Source organism: Microbacterium sp. 1.5R, from assembly GCF_007667425.1.
GTDB lineage: Bacteria > Actinomycetota > Actinomycetes > Actinomycetales > Microbacteriaceae > Microbacterium.
The window spans coordinates 1313853-1328322 of sequence record NZ_VDRC01000001.1; the positions used below are offsets into that span (position 1 = coordinate 1313853).

The 14470-nt window shown below is 69.9% G+C and carries 10 protein-coding genes; 6 read left to right on the plus strand and 4 right to left on the minus strand.

Features of this window, described 5'->3' with window-relative positions; all coding sequences use genetic code 11:
• Window positions 1–52: 52 nt before the first annotated feature.
• A complete protein-coding gene (locus FSY98_RS06415; protein ID WP_144875017.1) occupies window positions 53–643 on the plus strand; it encodes a hypothetical protein in 591 nt (196 codons plus the stop codon).
• An 81-nt stretch (window positions 644–724) separates the two neighbouring features.
• On the opposite strand, the gene FSY98_RS06420 is transcribed toward FSY98_RS06415, so the two are convergent.
• Window positions 725–1135 (minus strand): MmcQ/YjbR family DNA-binding protein, encoded by a 411-nt coding sequence (locus FSY98_RS06420; RefSeq protein ID WP_144875019.1) that lies wholly within the window; start codon window positions 1133–1135, stop codon window positions 725–727.
• Between the two features lie 62 nt (window positions 1136–1197).
• A complete protein-coding gene (locus tag FSY98_RS06425) occupies window positions 1198–4194 on the minus strand; it encodes a glycoside hydrolase family 38 C-terminal domain-containing protein (protein WP_144875021.1) in 2997 nt (998 codons plus the stop codon).
• Between the two features lie 165 nt (window positions 4195–4359).
• Between FSY98_RS06425 and FSY98_RS06430 the strand changes: the two genes are divergently transcribed.
• Entirely contained in the window at window positions 4360–5388 is a 1029-nt protein-coding gene (locus FSY98_RS06430; protein WP_144875023.1) for a LacI family DNA-binding transcriptional regulator, read from the plus strand.
• 33 nt (window positions 5389–5421) lie between these two features.
• On the opposite strand, the gene FSY98_RS06435 is transcribed toward FSY98_RS06430, so the two are convergent.
• Complete coding sequence (locus FSY98_RS06435; RefSeq protein ID WP_144875025.1) at window positions 5422–6732, minus strand: glycosyl hydrolase; 1311 nt, start codon at window positions 6730–6732, stop codon at window positions 5422–5424.
• A 213-nt stretch (window positions 6733–6945) separates the two neighbouring features.
• Between FSY98_RS06435 and FSY98_RS06440 the strand changes: the two genes are divergently transcribed.
• From FSY98_RS06440 to FSY98_RS06455, 4 genes are read left to right on the plus strand one after another with little or no spacing between them, the layout of a single operon-like run.
• On the plus strand, window positions 6946–8250 hold the full coding sequence (locus tag FSY98_RS06440; RefSeq protein WP_144875027.1) for an ABC transporter substrate-binding protein: 1305 nt from the start codon (window positions 6946–6948) through the stop codon (window positions 8248–8250).
• Between the two features lie 2 nt (window positions 8251–8252).
• On the plus strand, window positions 8253–9179 hold the full coding sequence (locus FSY98_RS06445; protein ID WP_144875029.1) for a carbohydrate ABC transporter permease: 927 nt from the start codon (window positions 8253–8255) through the stop codon (window positions 9177–9179).
• Window positions 9176–10108 (plus strand): carbohydrate ABC transporter permease, encoded by a 933-nt coding sequence (locus FSY98_RS06450; RefSeq protein WP_144875031.1) that lies wholly within the window; start codon window positions 9176–9178, stop codon window positions 10106–10108. The genes FSY98_RS06445 and FSY98_RS06450 overlap by 4 nt, the downstream gene beginning before the upstream one ends.
• On the plus strand, window positions 10105–13383 hold the full coding sequence (locus FSY98_RS06455) for a GH92 family glycosyl hydrolase (RefSeq protein WP_144875033.1): 3279 nt from the start codon (window positions 10105–10107) through the stop codon (window positions 13381–13383). Before FSY98_RS06450 ends, FSY98_RS06455 begins: the two co-directional genes overlap by 4 nt.
• Window positions 13384–13459: 76 nt before the next feature.
• On the opposite strand, the gene FSY98_RS06460 is transcribed toward FSY98_RS06455, so the two are convergent.
• On the minus strand, window positions 13460–14326 hold the full coding sequence (locus FSY98_RS06460; RefSeq protein WP_144875035.1) for an endo-beta-N-acetylglucosaminidase H: 867 nt from the start codon (window positions 14324–14326) through the stop codon (window positions 13460–13462).
• Window positions 14327–14470 lie beyond the last annotated feature (144 nt).

Here is a 14470-nt window from a genome sequence, read left to right on the forward strand (position 1 = left end):
TGCGGATACCCGACGTCAAGTTCCCACGCGGCGCTCCGGCTACCGTGGAGTCATGCGACTGACTGCCGACGCCGACCTTCAGCGGTGGATCCCTGTGACCGACTCGCTGGGGTGGAGAGGACGCCGCCACCGCAAGGCGGCGATCAGGATGCTGCTCGGCCAGGCGAACGCCGCGCTCGGCGCGACCGAGCGGCCGGGATCACGGTTCGGAGCGTGGGCGATGAGCCAGGCTGCTCCGATGCTGATGCGCCGAGCGGACGGCCGAGTGCTCGTCTGGACGTGGAAGTCGGAGCCGGAACTCGTCGTCGCCATGGCCACGGTGCAGGTGCTGACGCCAGACATCCGGATCGCCCGCGCATCGATGCCGATGGACTACGACGACACCCAGTCGTTCTCGAGTCCGTGGCTGGGCGCCGGTGAGAAGCTGGTCGTCGCGATGCCGCCGTCCCCGGCGACTCCTCCCTTCGTCACGTACACATGGGACACCGGCACTCATCTGATCACCGTCACGGCCGTCTGCAGCGATCGGGAGCGGTTCGGCACGCTCGACGGCGCACTCGACGACCTCGCGCGCAGCGTGCGGGTCGCCGACGAGGTCACCGGGGGCGAGTCCCCGGAGGTGTTTCGCCTCGGACCGGCCTGATCCTCGCCCGGCCGCGCACTGAGACGTTCCGAACGTCCGACCCCGCCCGAGCGCTCCATCCCGCCGCACCCGCTTCTCGCGCTACGCGAGACCCCGCTCGTCGAGCCACCGCTTCGCGACGAGCACCGGGGCGCGCACGAGCCAGGCGTCCGCGATGATCTCCGCGAGGCGATCACGGTCGATCGCATCAAGGCGCACGAGCAGTCCCGCATAACCGTCGAAGTGCGGGATCGTGAAGAGCACGTCCGGCTCGGCCGCGAGCATCTCCTGCTTCTCGTCCTGAGTACCGACCCGCACGGCGAGCACCGGGCCCTCCGGCCACGCCGCGCCGAGCGCCGCGAGCTGCTGCAGGTCGGTCGCCCTCGGGCCACGGATCCACGCGATCTGCCCGCTCGGCAGTCTCCACGCGGGCTCACCGGTGTGGCCGCCCACGCGCTCGCTCACCCCGGGCAGCGCGAGCGCGATCGCACGGACATCCTCGACGGTCGCCATGACGCCATCGTCCTCCTGCGCGGGGGCCGCCACAACGGCCACCCCCGCGCAGGAGATGACGCTCAGCGCGTGATGCGCAGCGTCCTCACCTCGAACGGTCGCAGCGACATCTGTCCGCCCTCGCGGCCACCCTCCAGAGCGTCCTCGATGAGCGACACCTCGCGGATCGCCGAGTGCTCGAACCCGACCTCGAGCGACCCGACCGCCCGACGACCGAGCGCCTCGTACACCCGCACGATCACATCGCCCGATCCGTCGTCGGCGAGCTTGACGCCCGAGACGACGATGCCGTCGCCCTGCACCGACACGAGCGGCTCGACCTCGCGGGCACCGTGCACGACGGTCGCCGGCGCGTTCAGCGCGATGCCCTCGGCGGTCGCCACTGCGGCATCCGCTCCGATCACGAAGCCGACCTCGATGCGGTGGTGGCCGTGGTCGGTGTCGGGGTCGGGGAACCGCGGTGCGCGCAGCAGCGACAACCGCACGGTCGTGGTGATCGTGTCGTCCGCGACGTCACGCGACGTGTCGTAGCCGTAGATCGAGTCGTTGACGAGCGCGACGCCGAAGTCCTGCTCGCGCACGAGCACGAAGCGGTGCATCGACGCCTCGAACTTCGCGGCCTCCCAGCTCGTGTTCGTGTGCGTGACACGCGCCTGGTAGCCGAACTGCGTCTCGGCTTCAGTGTGCGACGCCTGCACGTCGAGCGGGAACGCGAGCTTCAGCAGCTTCTCGGTCTCGTGCCAGTCGACGTCGTTCTGCAGCAGCGCCGTGCGCGACCCGGGCCGCAGCACGATCGTCTGCGTGATCGACGACTGCGAGAACGGACGCACGACGGTGACGACGGCTGCGCCGTCCACGACGGATGCCGAGATCGACGCGACCCCGGTGAGGTCGGTGACGCTGTTGCGGTAGTAGCGGTCGATGTCCCACGCGTCCCACATGTTCGGGAAGTCCTGGTGCAGCTGGAAGAGGTTCGCGGCGCGCCCCTCGGCGACGGCCTCCCGTCCGGTGGCCTTGTCGACCGCCGACACGATCAGTCCCTCGCCGGACACGAGCACCGACACGAGGTCGTTCTCCAGCCGCCAGCCGCCGGCTTCGTCGGCGAGCGAGACGGGAGCGTCGACAGGCTCGCCCACCCAGGCGGCACCGAGTGCGCGACCGCGACCGCCGACCGAGGTCGGCGTGAACCGCAGCGCCCGATCGCCGTCGCCCGCGAGCGACCGCCGCGCGGCATCCGCGATGTCCTGCGCATCCGACAGCACGCCGGTCAGCACCTCGACGGCCTCGCGGTGCACCCAGGCGATGGACGTGCCGGGCAGGATGTCGTGGAACTCGTGCAGCAGCACGACCTCCCAGAGCCGGTCGATCTCGTCCTTGGGGTACGCGGCGCCGGTGCGCACGGCATCCGTCGCCGCCCACAGCTCCGCCTCGACGAGCGCGTGCTCCGCCCAGCGGTGCAGCGCCTTCGTCGCGTGCTGGCTGGTGAGCGTGCCGCGGTGCAGTTCGAGGTAGAGCTCGCCGACCCAGACCGCGGGGTTCGCGATCTCGGCTCGCGCCTTGTCGAAGAAGGAGTCGGGGTGCTCCCACTCGACGCGCGCGCTGCCCTCGAGGTCGCGCAGGCGCTCTGCCTTGCCGGTCATCTCCCGGGTCGTGCCGCCGCCTCCGTCGCCCCAGCCGACCGGGGCGATCGACCGCGACGACACCCGGTTCTCCTTGAACTGGCGCGCGGCCTTCGCGACCTCCATGCCGCTCAGCTGCGAGTTGTAGGTGTCCATCGACGGGAAGTGCGTGAACATCTGCGACCCGTCGATGCCCTCCCACAGGAAGCTGTGGTGCGGGAACACGTTCTGCTGGTTCCACGAGATCTTCTGCGTGAAGAACCATTCGAACCCCGCCCGCCGCATGAGCTGCGGCAGCGCGGGTGAGTAGCCGAAGCTGTCGGGCAGCCACACGCCCTTCGAGCGGATGCCGAACTCGCGCTCGAAGAATCGCTGACCGTACGAGAACTGACGCACGAGCGACTCGCCAGTCGGCATCACGGTGTCGGACTCGACCCACATGCCGCCGAGCGGCAGGAAGCGACCGTCGGCGACCGCGGCCTTCACGCGCTCCCACACCTCGGGACGGTGCCGCTTGATCCAGGCGTACTGCTGCGCGCTCGACATGCCGTACAGGAAGTCGGGCTGCTCCTCGATCAACGAGGTCATGGATGACGTCGTGCGGGCGACCTTGCGGATCGTCTCGCGTACCGGCCACAGCCAGGCGGAGTCGATGTGCGCGTGGCCGATCGCCGAGATCTGGTGCGCGCTGGCCTCGGCCGGCGCGGCGAGCACGCCCGCGAGTCGGGCACGGGCGTCGGATGCCGTCTCGGCGATGCGCTGGAGGTCGAGCACGTCGAGCGCGTCGTCCATGGCCTGCAGGATGCGCATGCGGCGCGGCGACGTCGGAGCGAGCTCGGCCTGCAGCTCGAAGAGCACCTCGAGGTCGAGGGACAGGTCGAAGACCTCCTGCTCGAACACGGCGAGGTCCACGCGCCGCGAGCGATACAGGCGCTCCTTCGAGGAGGTGCGGATGTCGCCCTCCTGCGTGGGGAGGAAGGGGTGGTAGTCGAGCAGCACGGGGTTGGCGGCCGCCTCGAGGTACAGCTCGACGGGCTCGTCGCCGGCTGCGGTCTGCGCGATCGGCACCCACTGGTTGCGCGGGTTGATGCTCTTCACGGGCGAGCCGTCGGGGCGGTACACGAGCGCCTCGCACTGGAATCCGGGCATGTTGATGTCGAACCCGAGGTCGACGACGGCCTCGACGCGGCGGCCGGCCCACTCGGCCGGCACGCTGCCGGTGAGGCGGAACCACGTGGTCCCCCAGGCGGGGCCCCACATCTCGCCGACCGCGGCCGGCTCGAAGTCGAGGGCGAGCCCTTCGGACGGGGGGATCGGCTCCCCGGGGAGTTCGTGCAGAGCGACCTCCAGCGGCACGGAGGCCGAGTGGATGGCGGGGCGGATCCGCTCTTCCAGCACGCGCTTGACGCGGCCGACGGTGAGCGAGGTGTCGTCATGCATGGGTCAGTCTCCGGGCTCGACGGTGAGGGGTGGGGGAACGGCGAAGGGGAACGCGGCGCCGTCCGTCGATGCTATCCGATTTACTAAAGCGATCTAGCACCGAGGCGCGTGGGGGTGTCGTCACTTCCCGCTGCGGGCCAAATCGATCAAGTATGGTGAGTCACTATGAGCCCGGCGAAACGCGTCACCATCGCCGATATCGCGCGCATGGCCGGCGTCTCGCCCGGCGCCGTCTCGTTCGCCCTGAACGGACGCCCCGGGGTGAGCGAGGAGACGCGGCAGCGCATCCTCGCGGTCGTCGAGGAGAACGGCTGGCAGCCCAGCTCCGCTGCCCGAGCCCTCGTCGGGGCCCGCGCCAACACCGTCGGCTTCGCGCTCGCCCGCCCCGCCCGCTCACTCGGCTCCGAGGCCTTCTTCACCGACCTCATCGCCGGCATCGAGTCGCGGCTGTCCGAGAGCAAGGTGAGTCTGCAGCTGCGACTCGTCAGCGGCATCGCCGAGGAGATGGAGGTCCATCGGCAGTGGTCGTCCAACCAGGTCGACGGCATCATCCTCATCGACCCCCGCGACGACGACCCCCGCGGCGAGCGCATCACCGCCCTCGACGCCCGCGCCGTCATGATCGGCTCGAAGCCGTCGCCCGAAGGGTCAGTGCCGAGCGTCTGGATCGGCGACGATGCGGTCGCCGACACCCTGTTCTCGTATCTGGCGGCCCTCGGCCACGAGCGCATCGCCTATGTCGCGGGCCCTGCGGAGCTCGAGCACACGCGACTGCGTGCGGAGGTGCTCGATCGCATGACCGGCGACGGTGTCGCGGGCGAGGTCATCACGACCGACTTCTCCCCCGCGCGGGCGTCGGCCGTGACCCGCACGCTGCTCGCCGGGAGGCAGCGTCCGACCGCGATCGTCTACGACAACGACGTGATGGCCGTGGCGGGGCTCAGGGTCGCTCAGGAGATGGGCCGCCACGTACCGCGCGACGTGTCGCTCGCCTCGTTCGACGACTCCGTGATCGCCGGCCTCATCAATCCGTCGATCACCGCGATGACCCGCGACACGTTCGAGCTCGGCGAGCGTGCGGCCACGCTGCTGCTGCAGCAGATCGAGGCAGGGGCGAATCTGCCGAGCGTCGAGGGTCCCAGCCCCACGCTGACGGTGCGCGAGAGCACGGCGCCGCCCGCACACGCGGGCTGACCGGGCGTCCCGCCTCGGCGGCACCGCCCCGGCTCAGGCCTGCACGACGGTGTTCACCGACCCGTAGCGGTCGACACCGCTCGCCGAGAGGTCAGGACGGATGAGGTGCCGGATGCCGCGGGCCTCGAGCGCCGCGGCATCGAGCGCGTCGAGGGAGGTGACCACGGCGGGGTCGAGCCCGCCGGCGCACGCGTCCACCCACGCCTGGAACACCGCTCCGCCCGGGCTCAGGGCCGCCCGACTCACCGGCACCTCGCGCTCGTCGACCTCGACGACGATCGCGGTGTCGCGCACGGGGGCGGCGGACCGCCGACGCAGCTCGGGGATCAGCTCCGCGAGGCGGCGACCGATCGGCTTGGCTGCGCCCGTCTGATCGATGAGCCCGAGCGAGTACTCCAGCTCGGGGAAGTCACCGAGGTCGCGGCTCACGTCGTGCGAGCACCACCACGTGACACCCCAGAGGTTCTCGGTACGCGCGGCCGCACGGACGGTCGCCTCGAGGAAGTCGGGCATCTCGTCGTCGGCGAGGCAGTTCGACGGAGCGCCGACCTCCTGCAGCCACACAGCACGGTCGGGGTCGGTGGCGAAGGCGCGCGAGAGCTCGATGAGGTACTCGGCGTGCCGGTCGGAGGCGACCGATCTTCCGCCGTACCGCTGCGCGGTGCCGTTGAAGATCCACGAGTGGATGGTGGTCATCGCGCCGAGACGGGAGGCGTGCGCCGGCGTGAAACCGTGGCCGTCCATGTACCAGACAGCGTCGTACTCGCTGTGCACGTGCGGCAGGCCGGGCGCCGCCTGCTCGGCTGCCGACAGCAGCGCCGAGATCCATGCGCCGGCGTCGTCCTGCGTCACCGGCCAGGGCGAGGGGTGCGTGTGCGCCGAGAACTGGTTCACTTCGTTGCCGAGAGTCAGGCCGAGGAAGTTCGGGGCCTCGCGCAGCGCTCGTCCGAGGCGGTCGACGAGTGCGACCTGGCCGTCGAGGGCCTTGGCGTCGGTGAACATGTTCTTGTCGTGCCACGTGTGGAGCCAGGACGGCACGAAGTCGAAGCTCGACAGATGCCCCTGGATGACGTCGACGCTCGCGTCCATCCCGAACTCGCCCGCGATGTCGACGACCGCGCGCACATCGTCGACGGCCTTGTCGCGGATGAAGGTGCGGTTCGGCTGCAGCACGGTCCACAGCGGGAAGACCCGGACGTGGTCGAGTCCGAGCTCCGCGAGCGCGGCGAAGTCGCGGCGCACGTCATCGGGGGTGAAGTCCAGCCAGGAGTGCATCCACTCCTTCGACGGCGTGTAGTTCGCCCCGAATCTCAGGGGAGCATCGAGGGCGCCGCGCTGCGTCATGTATCCGGACCTTTCCGACGGTGTCCTCCGGCGAGGACGGGATCGCACCACTATAACGCTTGAGCAACATCGCGCCTACCGTCAGCCGGATCGCAGCGATAGGCCGCCGCAGCGAGCCTTGACACGCGTCGTTTCGGATGGTTTCATCTGCTAAAGCGCTGTAGTCCGATCATCGGACCGGCGCGCTATCGCCCGCCTCGAGGAAGAAGCACGATGAGAGTTCCGACACGCATTGCCACGGTGGCAGCCTTCAGCATCGGCGTCCTGGCGCTGACGAGTTGCACGGGAGGTGGCGGAGCGGGCGGCGACAGCGGCGGCCCCATCGACACGTCCGGCGAGCTGAGCGGGACGATCCAGTTCCAGACCTGGTCGCTCAAGAACGAGAAGTTCACCCCGTACTTCGAAGACCTCATCGCCGCTTTCGAGGAGGAGCACCCCGACGTCACGGTCGAGTGGCTCGACCAGCCGGGCGACGGCTACCAGGAGAAGATCCTCAGCCAGGCCAACGCCAACACCCTGCCCGACGTGCTGAACCTGCCGCCCGACATCGCCTACCCGCTCGTCGCCGCCGGCAAGCTCCTCGACATCGAGAAGGCGGATGCCGACCTGAAGTCCGTCTACAACACGGGCGCGTGGGAGTCCTACAGCCAGTACCCGGGCGTCGAGGGCACCTACGGCCTGCCCTGGTACCTCTCCAGCGATGCCTCGTGGTGGAACCTCGCCCAGCTCGCGCCGTACGGCGTCACCGAGCAGAACCTGCCCACCACGGTCGACGAGCTCCTCACCCTCGCGAAGGACGTCGCGTCGGAGTCGGGCGGCAAGGTGCAGCTGCTGTCGTCGATCCCCGCGCTCGACACCTTCACGTCGGCGGGCATGGAGGTCATCGACGACGAGGGCGAGTTCGACTTCAACACCGACGAGGCCGCCGACATCATCCAGGCCTACGCCGACGCGTACGCCGCCGGCGCGATGCCTGCCGAGGCGCTGACCGGCGACTACGGCGGGAACGCCGAGGCCTACATCCAAGAGAAGGTCGCCTTCACCACCGGCGGCACCGGCTTCACCACCGACCTGCAGAAGGACGCTCCCGCACTGCTCGAGACCACGGTCGCGACGCCGCGCCTCGGCATCCCTCCCCTCTACGTGCAGGGACTCAACGTCTCGGCCGACTCCGACAACAAGGCGGCGGCCCTCGCGTTCGCCGAATTCGCGACGAACGAGGAGAACCAGATCGCGTTCTCGTCGCTGGCCGTCGGCACCGCGCCCGGCACGACCTCGGGCGGGGACACGGTCGTCGAGAACATCTCGTCGTCGGTCACCGACCCGAAGCAGCTCGCCGCGATCGACACGGTGTTCACCGCGATGCAGGACGCGAAGGCGATCCCGTTCCAGTGGACGTCCGACATGGCGACCTACATGACGCAGCAGATCGCCCTCGCGATCAACGGCGAGGCCGACCCGAAGACGCAGCTCGACAAGATCGTCGAGTACGCGAACGCGAACCGGGTGGACCAGTAAGCATGGCCGCGGACACCGGCATCCGGAGGCGGGCGAGCGGGATCACCTCCCACAAGTGGTTCACCCCGTGGCTGCTTCTCGCGCCAGCCGTCATCTGGGTGCTGGTGTTCGCGCTCTGGCCGTTCCTCAACACGGTCGTCCTGAGCTTCACCGACGCCAAGCCGCTGCGCACCCCCGAGTTCGTCGGCGGCGCGAACTACGAGCGCATGTTCGGCGACGAGATGTTCTGGAACGCGCTCACCACCTGCCTCATCTACGTGGTCGTGTGCGTCCCCCTGCTCACGATCCTGCCGCTGCTGCTGGCACTGCTCGTGCAGAAGAAGCTGCCCGGCATCTCGTTCTTCCGCACCACCTTCTACTTCCCCGTGATCGCGTCGGTCGTGGTCGTGGCCCTCATCTGGACCTGGCTTTTCGACAGCCGCGGCATCATCAACCAGACGCTCGAATTCATGGGTCTCGTCGACCGACCGGTGGCGTTCCTCGTCGACCGCTGGCTGCTGCTGGGGTGCGCGATCCTGCTCACGGTGTGGAAGGGCCTCGGCTACTACATGGTCGTGTATCTCGCCGCGCTCGGCAACGTCGGCAAGGAGCTGCACGAGGCGGCGATGCTCGACGGCGCCGGATCCTTCCGCCGCTTCCTGTCGGTGACGATCCCCTCGGTGCGCGGTGCGATGCTGCTCATCGCGGTGCTCATCGCGGTATCGGCGATGCGCGTCTTCGCCGAACTCGACGTGCTGTCGAAGAGCACCGGCGGCCCCGGCGGTTACGACATGTCGCTCGTCATGCTGATCCGGCAGGTCGGCTCCGGCCTGAACGGCAACATCGGGTACGCCTCGGCCATCAGCGTCGCGCTGTTCCTCCTCACCCTCATCCCGCTCGCCGCGATCGCCTTCATGAATCGCGAGAAGAAGGCGAAGGCCCCCGCATGAGCATCCTCGACCGCCCCCGCACCTCGGACGAGCGCCCGGCCGACGACGCCGCGCCGCCGTCGCGCGAGCGCGTCTTCCGACGTCGCGGCTCCGGCGACTTCAGCAAGCCGACCCTCGGCGGACTGATCGGCCGCTATGCCCTGCTGGTGTTCGTGCTGTTCCTCGTGATCGGCCCGTTCGTGTGGCAGCTGTCGACGTCGTTCAAGGGTCCGCAGGAGAACATCTACTCCTTCCCGCCCAACCTCATCCCGCGCGAGCCGACCGTGGGCAACTACGTCACGGTCGCCGACATCGTGCCGGTCTATCTCTATGCGTGGCATTCGCTGCTCGTGTCGGTCGGCACCGTCGTCAGCAACGTCGTGCTCGCGACCTTCGCCGGCTACGCGCTGGGGTGCATGCGGTTCCGCGGCAAGTGGATCGTCATGGCCATCCTGCTGTCGACCCTGCTGTTCCCCGGCGAGGTCACCGTCACGAGCAACTTCCTCACGATCCGCGCGCTCGGCCTCGCCGACACCCTGTGGGGCGTGTTCCTGCCCGGCGCGATCAGCGCCATGAACGTGCTGCTGGTCGCGACCGCATGCCGCATGATCCCGAAGGACGTGCTGGACGCCGCGACGGTCGACGGCGCCACGACCTGGCAGCGCATCCGCCACATCGTCTGGCCAAACATCCGCGGCATGGTGTCGGTCGTCGCGATCTTCGCGTTCATCGGCGCGTGGGACGACTACCTGTGGCCGCTCATCGTGCTCTCCGATCCGTCGAAGTACACCCTGACCGTCGGCATGGCCTATCTGAACAGCAGCTTCTCGGTGGACCCGCGACTCATCGCGGCGGGGACCATGATCGCGCTGGTGCCCATCGTCATCATGTTCTCGTTCACGCAGCGATTCTTCTTCAAGGGCGTGCAGGAAGGCGCGGTCAAGGGGTGACGCCCCCGCGGCTGAGCCCTGCGGACGGCCCGGCGGATCCACCGTCGTCGCGCCCGCGCTCCGGCGTGCTCGCGGCGCCGGTGTTCGCGTTCGACATCGCGCCGGCCGCCGGTGTGCAGCGCGTCGAGGTGCCCGAACTGCGCACGATCGCGATCACACCGGACACCGTGCTGCACTGGGCCTTCTACGCCGACGGCGCGGATGCCGCGCTCGCGCCGCACGCCGCGCTGGCCGTATCGGTCGACGTGCGTGTGGAGGACGTGCGAGCGGAGGACGTGCGCGTGGAGGGAGAGGGCCGGCGCCTCGGCGACGATCCGGCCGTGCGCGACCGCTATGGTTTCGCGATCACACCGGATGCGCAGTTCGCAGCGCGCTGGAGCATGCCAGAGCAGTGGAACGCCGACACCGTCTCGCTCGCTCCGCTCGCCGGGCGCCGCGGGGTGGTCGAGCTCGTGTTCGGGGCGGAGTCTCTGACCGATGTCGACGGACTTCCGTCTCGAGTGAGCGGGTTCGCGCAGGTGCTCGTCGAGGAGCGGGTGGCCGCGGCATCCGATCTCCCTGCCGTCGAACGCGTCGACACGCGCCGAGGCACGCACTCGGGGGCGCGGTTCTCGCGCGGCAACACGATCCCGGCGGTGGCGCGCCCGCACGGCTTCACGTTCGTGACCCCGGCGACCGATGCCGCCGACGCCCGCTGGCCGTACCGGCCGTTCGTGCACGACGACCGGCGGGGCCGCCGCATGGAGGCACTGCAGTTCTCGCATCAGCCGAGTCCGTGGATCGGCGACCGCTCGGTGCTGCAGCTCATGCCGTTCGCCGACACCCCGGCCTCCGACCACGCGACCAGGCGGCGCTGGATCGTCGCCGGGTCGGAACGAGCGAGGCCGCATGAGTACGCCGCCGAGCTCGCCGACGCGCACGGTGCCCGGATTCGCGCCGAGATGACGGCGACCCTGCACGGCGCGGCGTTCCGTGTGCGCAGCGACGACGCCGGCGCCCGAGTGGGCTTCGTGATCGATCAGCTCAGCGACGAGGGACGCCTCTCGTGGACGGATGACGGAGGCTTCGCCGGCTGGATCCCCGAGGGGCCGGAAGACTGGGGCAACGCCCCCCGGTGCTACTTCGCGGGGCGTCTGATCGGAACCGACCCCGAGGAAGCGCCAGCCGAGCGGGGGCGCCTCGAGGACGCCGGTCGCGGGAGGGTCGCCGGCTTCGTGGCCGGGCGCGGCTCGCTCGAGGTGCGGGTGGCGGTGTCATTCCTCTCGATCGAGCAGGCGGAGCGCAGCCTCGGCCTCGAACTCGACGCCGAGACGGGTTTCGAGGACCTTCGCGCCGACGCCGCGGCATCCTGGAACCGCCTCCTCGACCGCGTCACGATCCCGCCGCTGCCGGCGACCGATGCGCCGTACCGCGCGCTCGCCGACGAGGAGGACAGGGCGCGGATCGCCGCCGCCCTGCACCGCATGCACCTGTACCCGAACACCGCAGCGGAGGACACCGGGTCGGCCGGCGCTCCGTCGTCCGCCTTCGCCGATGTCTTCGCGGAGCGGACGACGTTCGGCGAGACGCAGACGAGCGCTCCGGTCGTCGACGGCGAGCTCGTCGTGAACAACGGGTACTGGGACACGTATCGCACCGAGTGGCCCGGCCTCGCGCTGCTCGACCCGACGCTCGCCGGGCGGCTGCTCGACGGACAGCTCGCGCAGTACCGCCGCGGCGGGTGGATGGCGCGCTGGAGTGCGCCGGGGTACGTCGACAGCATGGTGGGAACGTCGAGCGACCAGATCTTCGCCGACGCTGCGCGCTGGGGCATCGAGTTCGATCGGCGTGAGGCGTTCGAGAGCGGCTGGCGCAACGCGTGCGAGCCGGGGCCGGACGCCCGACGCGGACGGAAAGGCATCGACCGGGGCCGGTTCACGGGCTACATCTCCTCCGCCGTGCCCGAGGGCATGAGCTGGAGCATCGAGAACGCGATCAGCGACGCCGCCCTCGGCCGGTTCGCCGCGCAGCTCGCGTCCGATCGAGGCACCTCGTCGACGGGTGCCGCGCGCTACCGCGCCTTCTCCCGGTACTTCGCGAACCGGGCGCTGTCGTACCGCGCGCTGTTCGACCCGGAGACCGGCTTCTTCCGGGGTCGCGACGACCGCGGAGCGTTCTCGTCCGAGCCCTTCGACCCGCGTACGTGGGGCGGCGACAACGTCGAGACGAACGCCTGGGGCATGTCGACCGGCGCCGTGCACGACGGCGACGGTCTGGCCGACCTGTATGGCGGCCGGGCCGGTCTGCGCCTTCATCTCGATGCGCTGTTCGCCGAGCCCGAGACCGCCGATCAGAGGTTCGGCGGCGCGTACGGCACCGTCATCCACGAGCAGCGCGAAGCCCGGGCGCTGCGCGCCGGCATGTGCGGCATCTCGAATCAGCCCGCGCACCACATCCCCTTCATGTACGCGTTCACGGATCAGCCGTGGCGCGCGGGCGAGACCGCCCGCGAGCTCGCCGGGCGCCTGTTCGCCGGCGCGCACATCGGCCAGGGCTTCCCCGGCGACGAGGACAACGGTGAGATGAGCGCGTGGTGGCTGTGGGCCGCGCTCGGGCTCTATCCGCTCGAACTCGCCTCGGGGGTGCTGCGGATCGGCTCGCCCCTGCTCGACGACATCCGCGTCGACCGCGGCGACGGATCGACGCTGCGCATCCGCTCCCGTCGCAGCTCGCCGAGCGCGCACGTGTTGCACGAGGCGCGGCTGAACGGCATCCCGCTCACGACGGCGGAGCTGCCCGTCGATGCTCTCGTCGATTCCGCCGCAGGCGAGCTCGTGCTCGACCTCGTGTTCGGCGACGACCCGAAGGACTGGCTCGGCGGAGTCCGGGAGACGGATGCCGTGCTCTGGCGCCCCGACCTCACCGCGACCGCAGGCAGCCCGATCGCCTCGGCGGGAGTCCGGCACGCGGCGCGCGCGTTCGACGACGGTGATCCCTCGGGCGCAGAGGGTGTCGTCCTTCACCCGGGCAAGTGGATCGGCTGGCGGTTCGCCGAGGATCGGGCGGTCAGCGACGTCTCGGTGACGCTGGCATCCGCGGCATCCTCCGCCGCGCTCGTGTGGGAGGTGGAGACGGCGAGCGGCTGGGAGCCGGTCGCCGTCACGACCGAGGTCGAGCTCCCCGCCGATCGCACCACGCCGTTCACCCTCGCCGGACGCACCGTGACCTCGGCGCTCCGCGTGCGGGCGGAGGCCGAGGTCACCGTGCGTCAGCTCGAGCTGTTCGACCTGGGGTGAGGACTCGTGTCGCCGCTCACTGCGGCGCGTACACCGTCGACTCGCCCTTGATCGCCTCGGTGATGCCCGAGAGCAACTACGACTGGTTCGTCGCGGTGAGGTTGTACGCGACATAGACGCCGTACCCGTCGGCGGCCGTGCGCTGCGCGAAGTCCGCCGCGGTAGCCGCACTGGTGTTCGAGAGGTCGATCGCTGCGGCGCCGATGCGCGCGCGATCGTCGAGCCCGGGAACCGTGGGGGCGTCGTAGGTCGGGTAGTACGGGTTCCAGGCGTAGTCGAGCGTGGCGTTCACGTCGAAGCCGCTGAAGTCGGTCGTGGTGTACGACGGTCCGATCGCGTACAGCGTGATGAGCTTGTCGGGTCCGAGGCGGTCGCGCAGAGCCGACGCCACCCATCCGAACGACTGCGCATTCGGCTGCGGGGTGCCGTTCGCGCCGTACTGGCTCCATTCGTCGTCGAAGTCGATGCCGTCGAGTCCGTAGGTCGTCACCGCGTCGGCGAGCTGCGCGGCGAACGCGTCGGCCTCGGCGTAGGTCGAGAAGTTCCCGAAGCCGGCGCCCTGGTGGTTGCCGAGCACCGACAGCAGCACCTTGGTGCCCTGGGCCTGCAGCGGGCGGATCTGGTTCTCGGCATCCTGCAGCGTCTCGGTGACGCGCTCGTTGAAGTGCAGGTACGCCTTCTCGCCGTCGTAGTTGATGTTGGCGGCGAAGATCATCGCGAGGTCGACTGCCGGGGCACCGGAATCGGCGAGCTCGTAGTCGGCGACGTTCGCTAAATCGTTCGAGTTCACTTCGACGTACACCGCGAGCTTCGCGTCGTCGTCTGGCGCCTCCGTTGCGGCGGCGGATGAGGCGACGAGAGCACCGGCGGCCGTGATCGCCAGTGCGGCTGCTGCCGCCAGTCCTCTTCGGATCAGGGAATGACGGGGGTTCGGTTGACTCATGGTGGAGCGTCTCCTTCGGCGTCGTTGTCGATCTCACGCCGCGTCGATGCGGCGTGCCGCCGACTATATCGCTTAAGTGCGACGCTCGGAAGAGTGTCGGGAACGCAGCAAGAGGGGCGGATGCCGCAGCATCCGCCCCTCTCG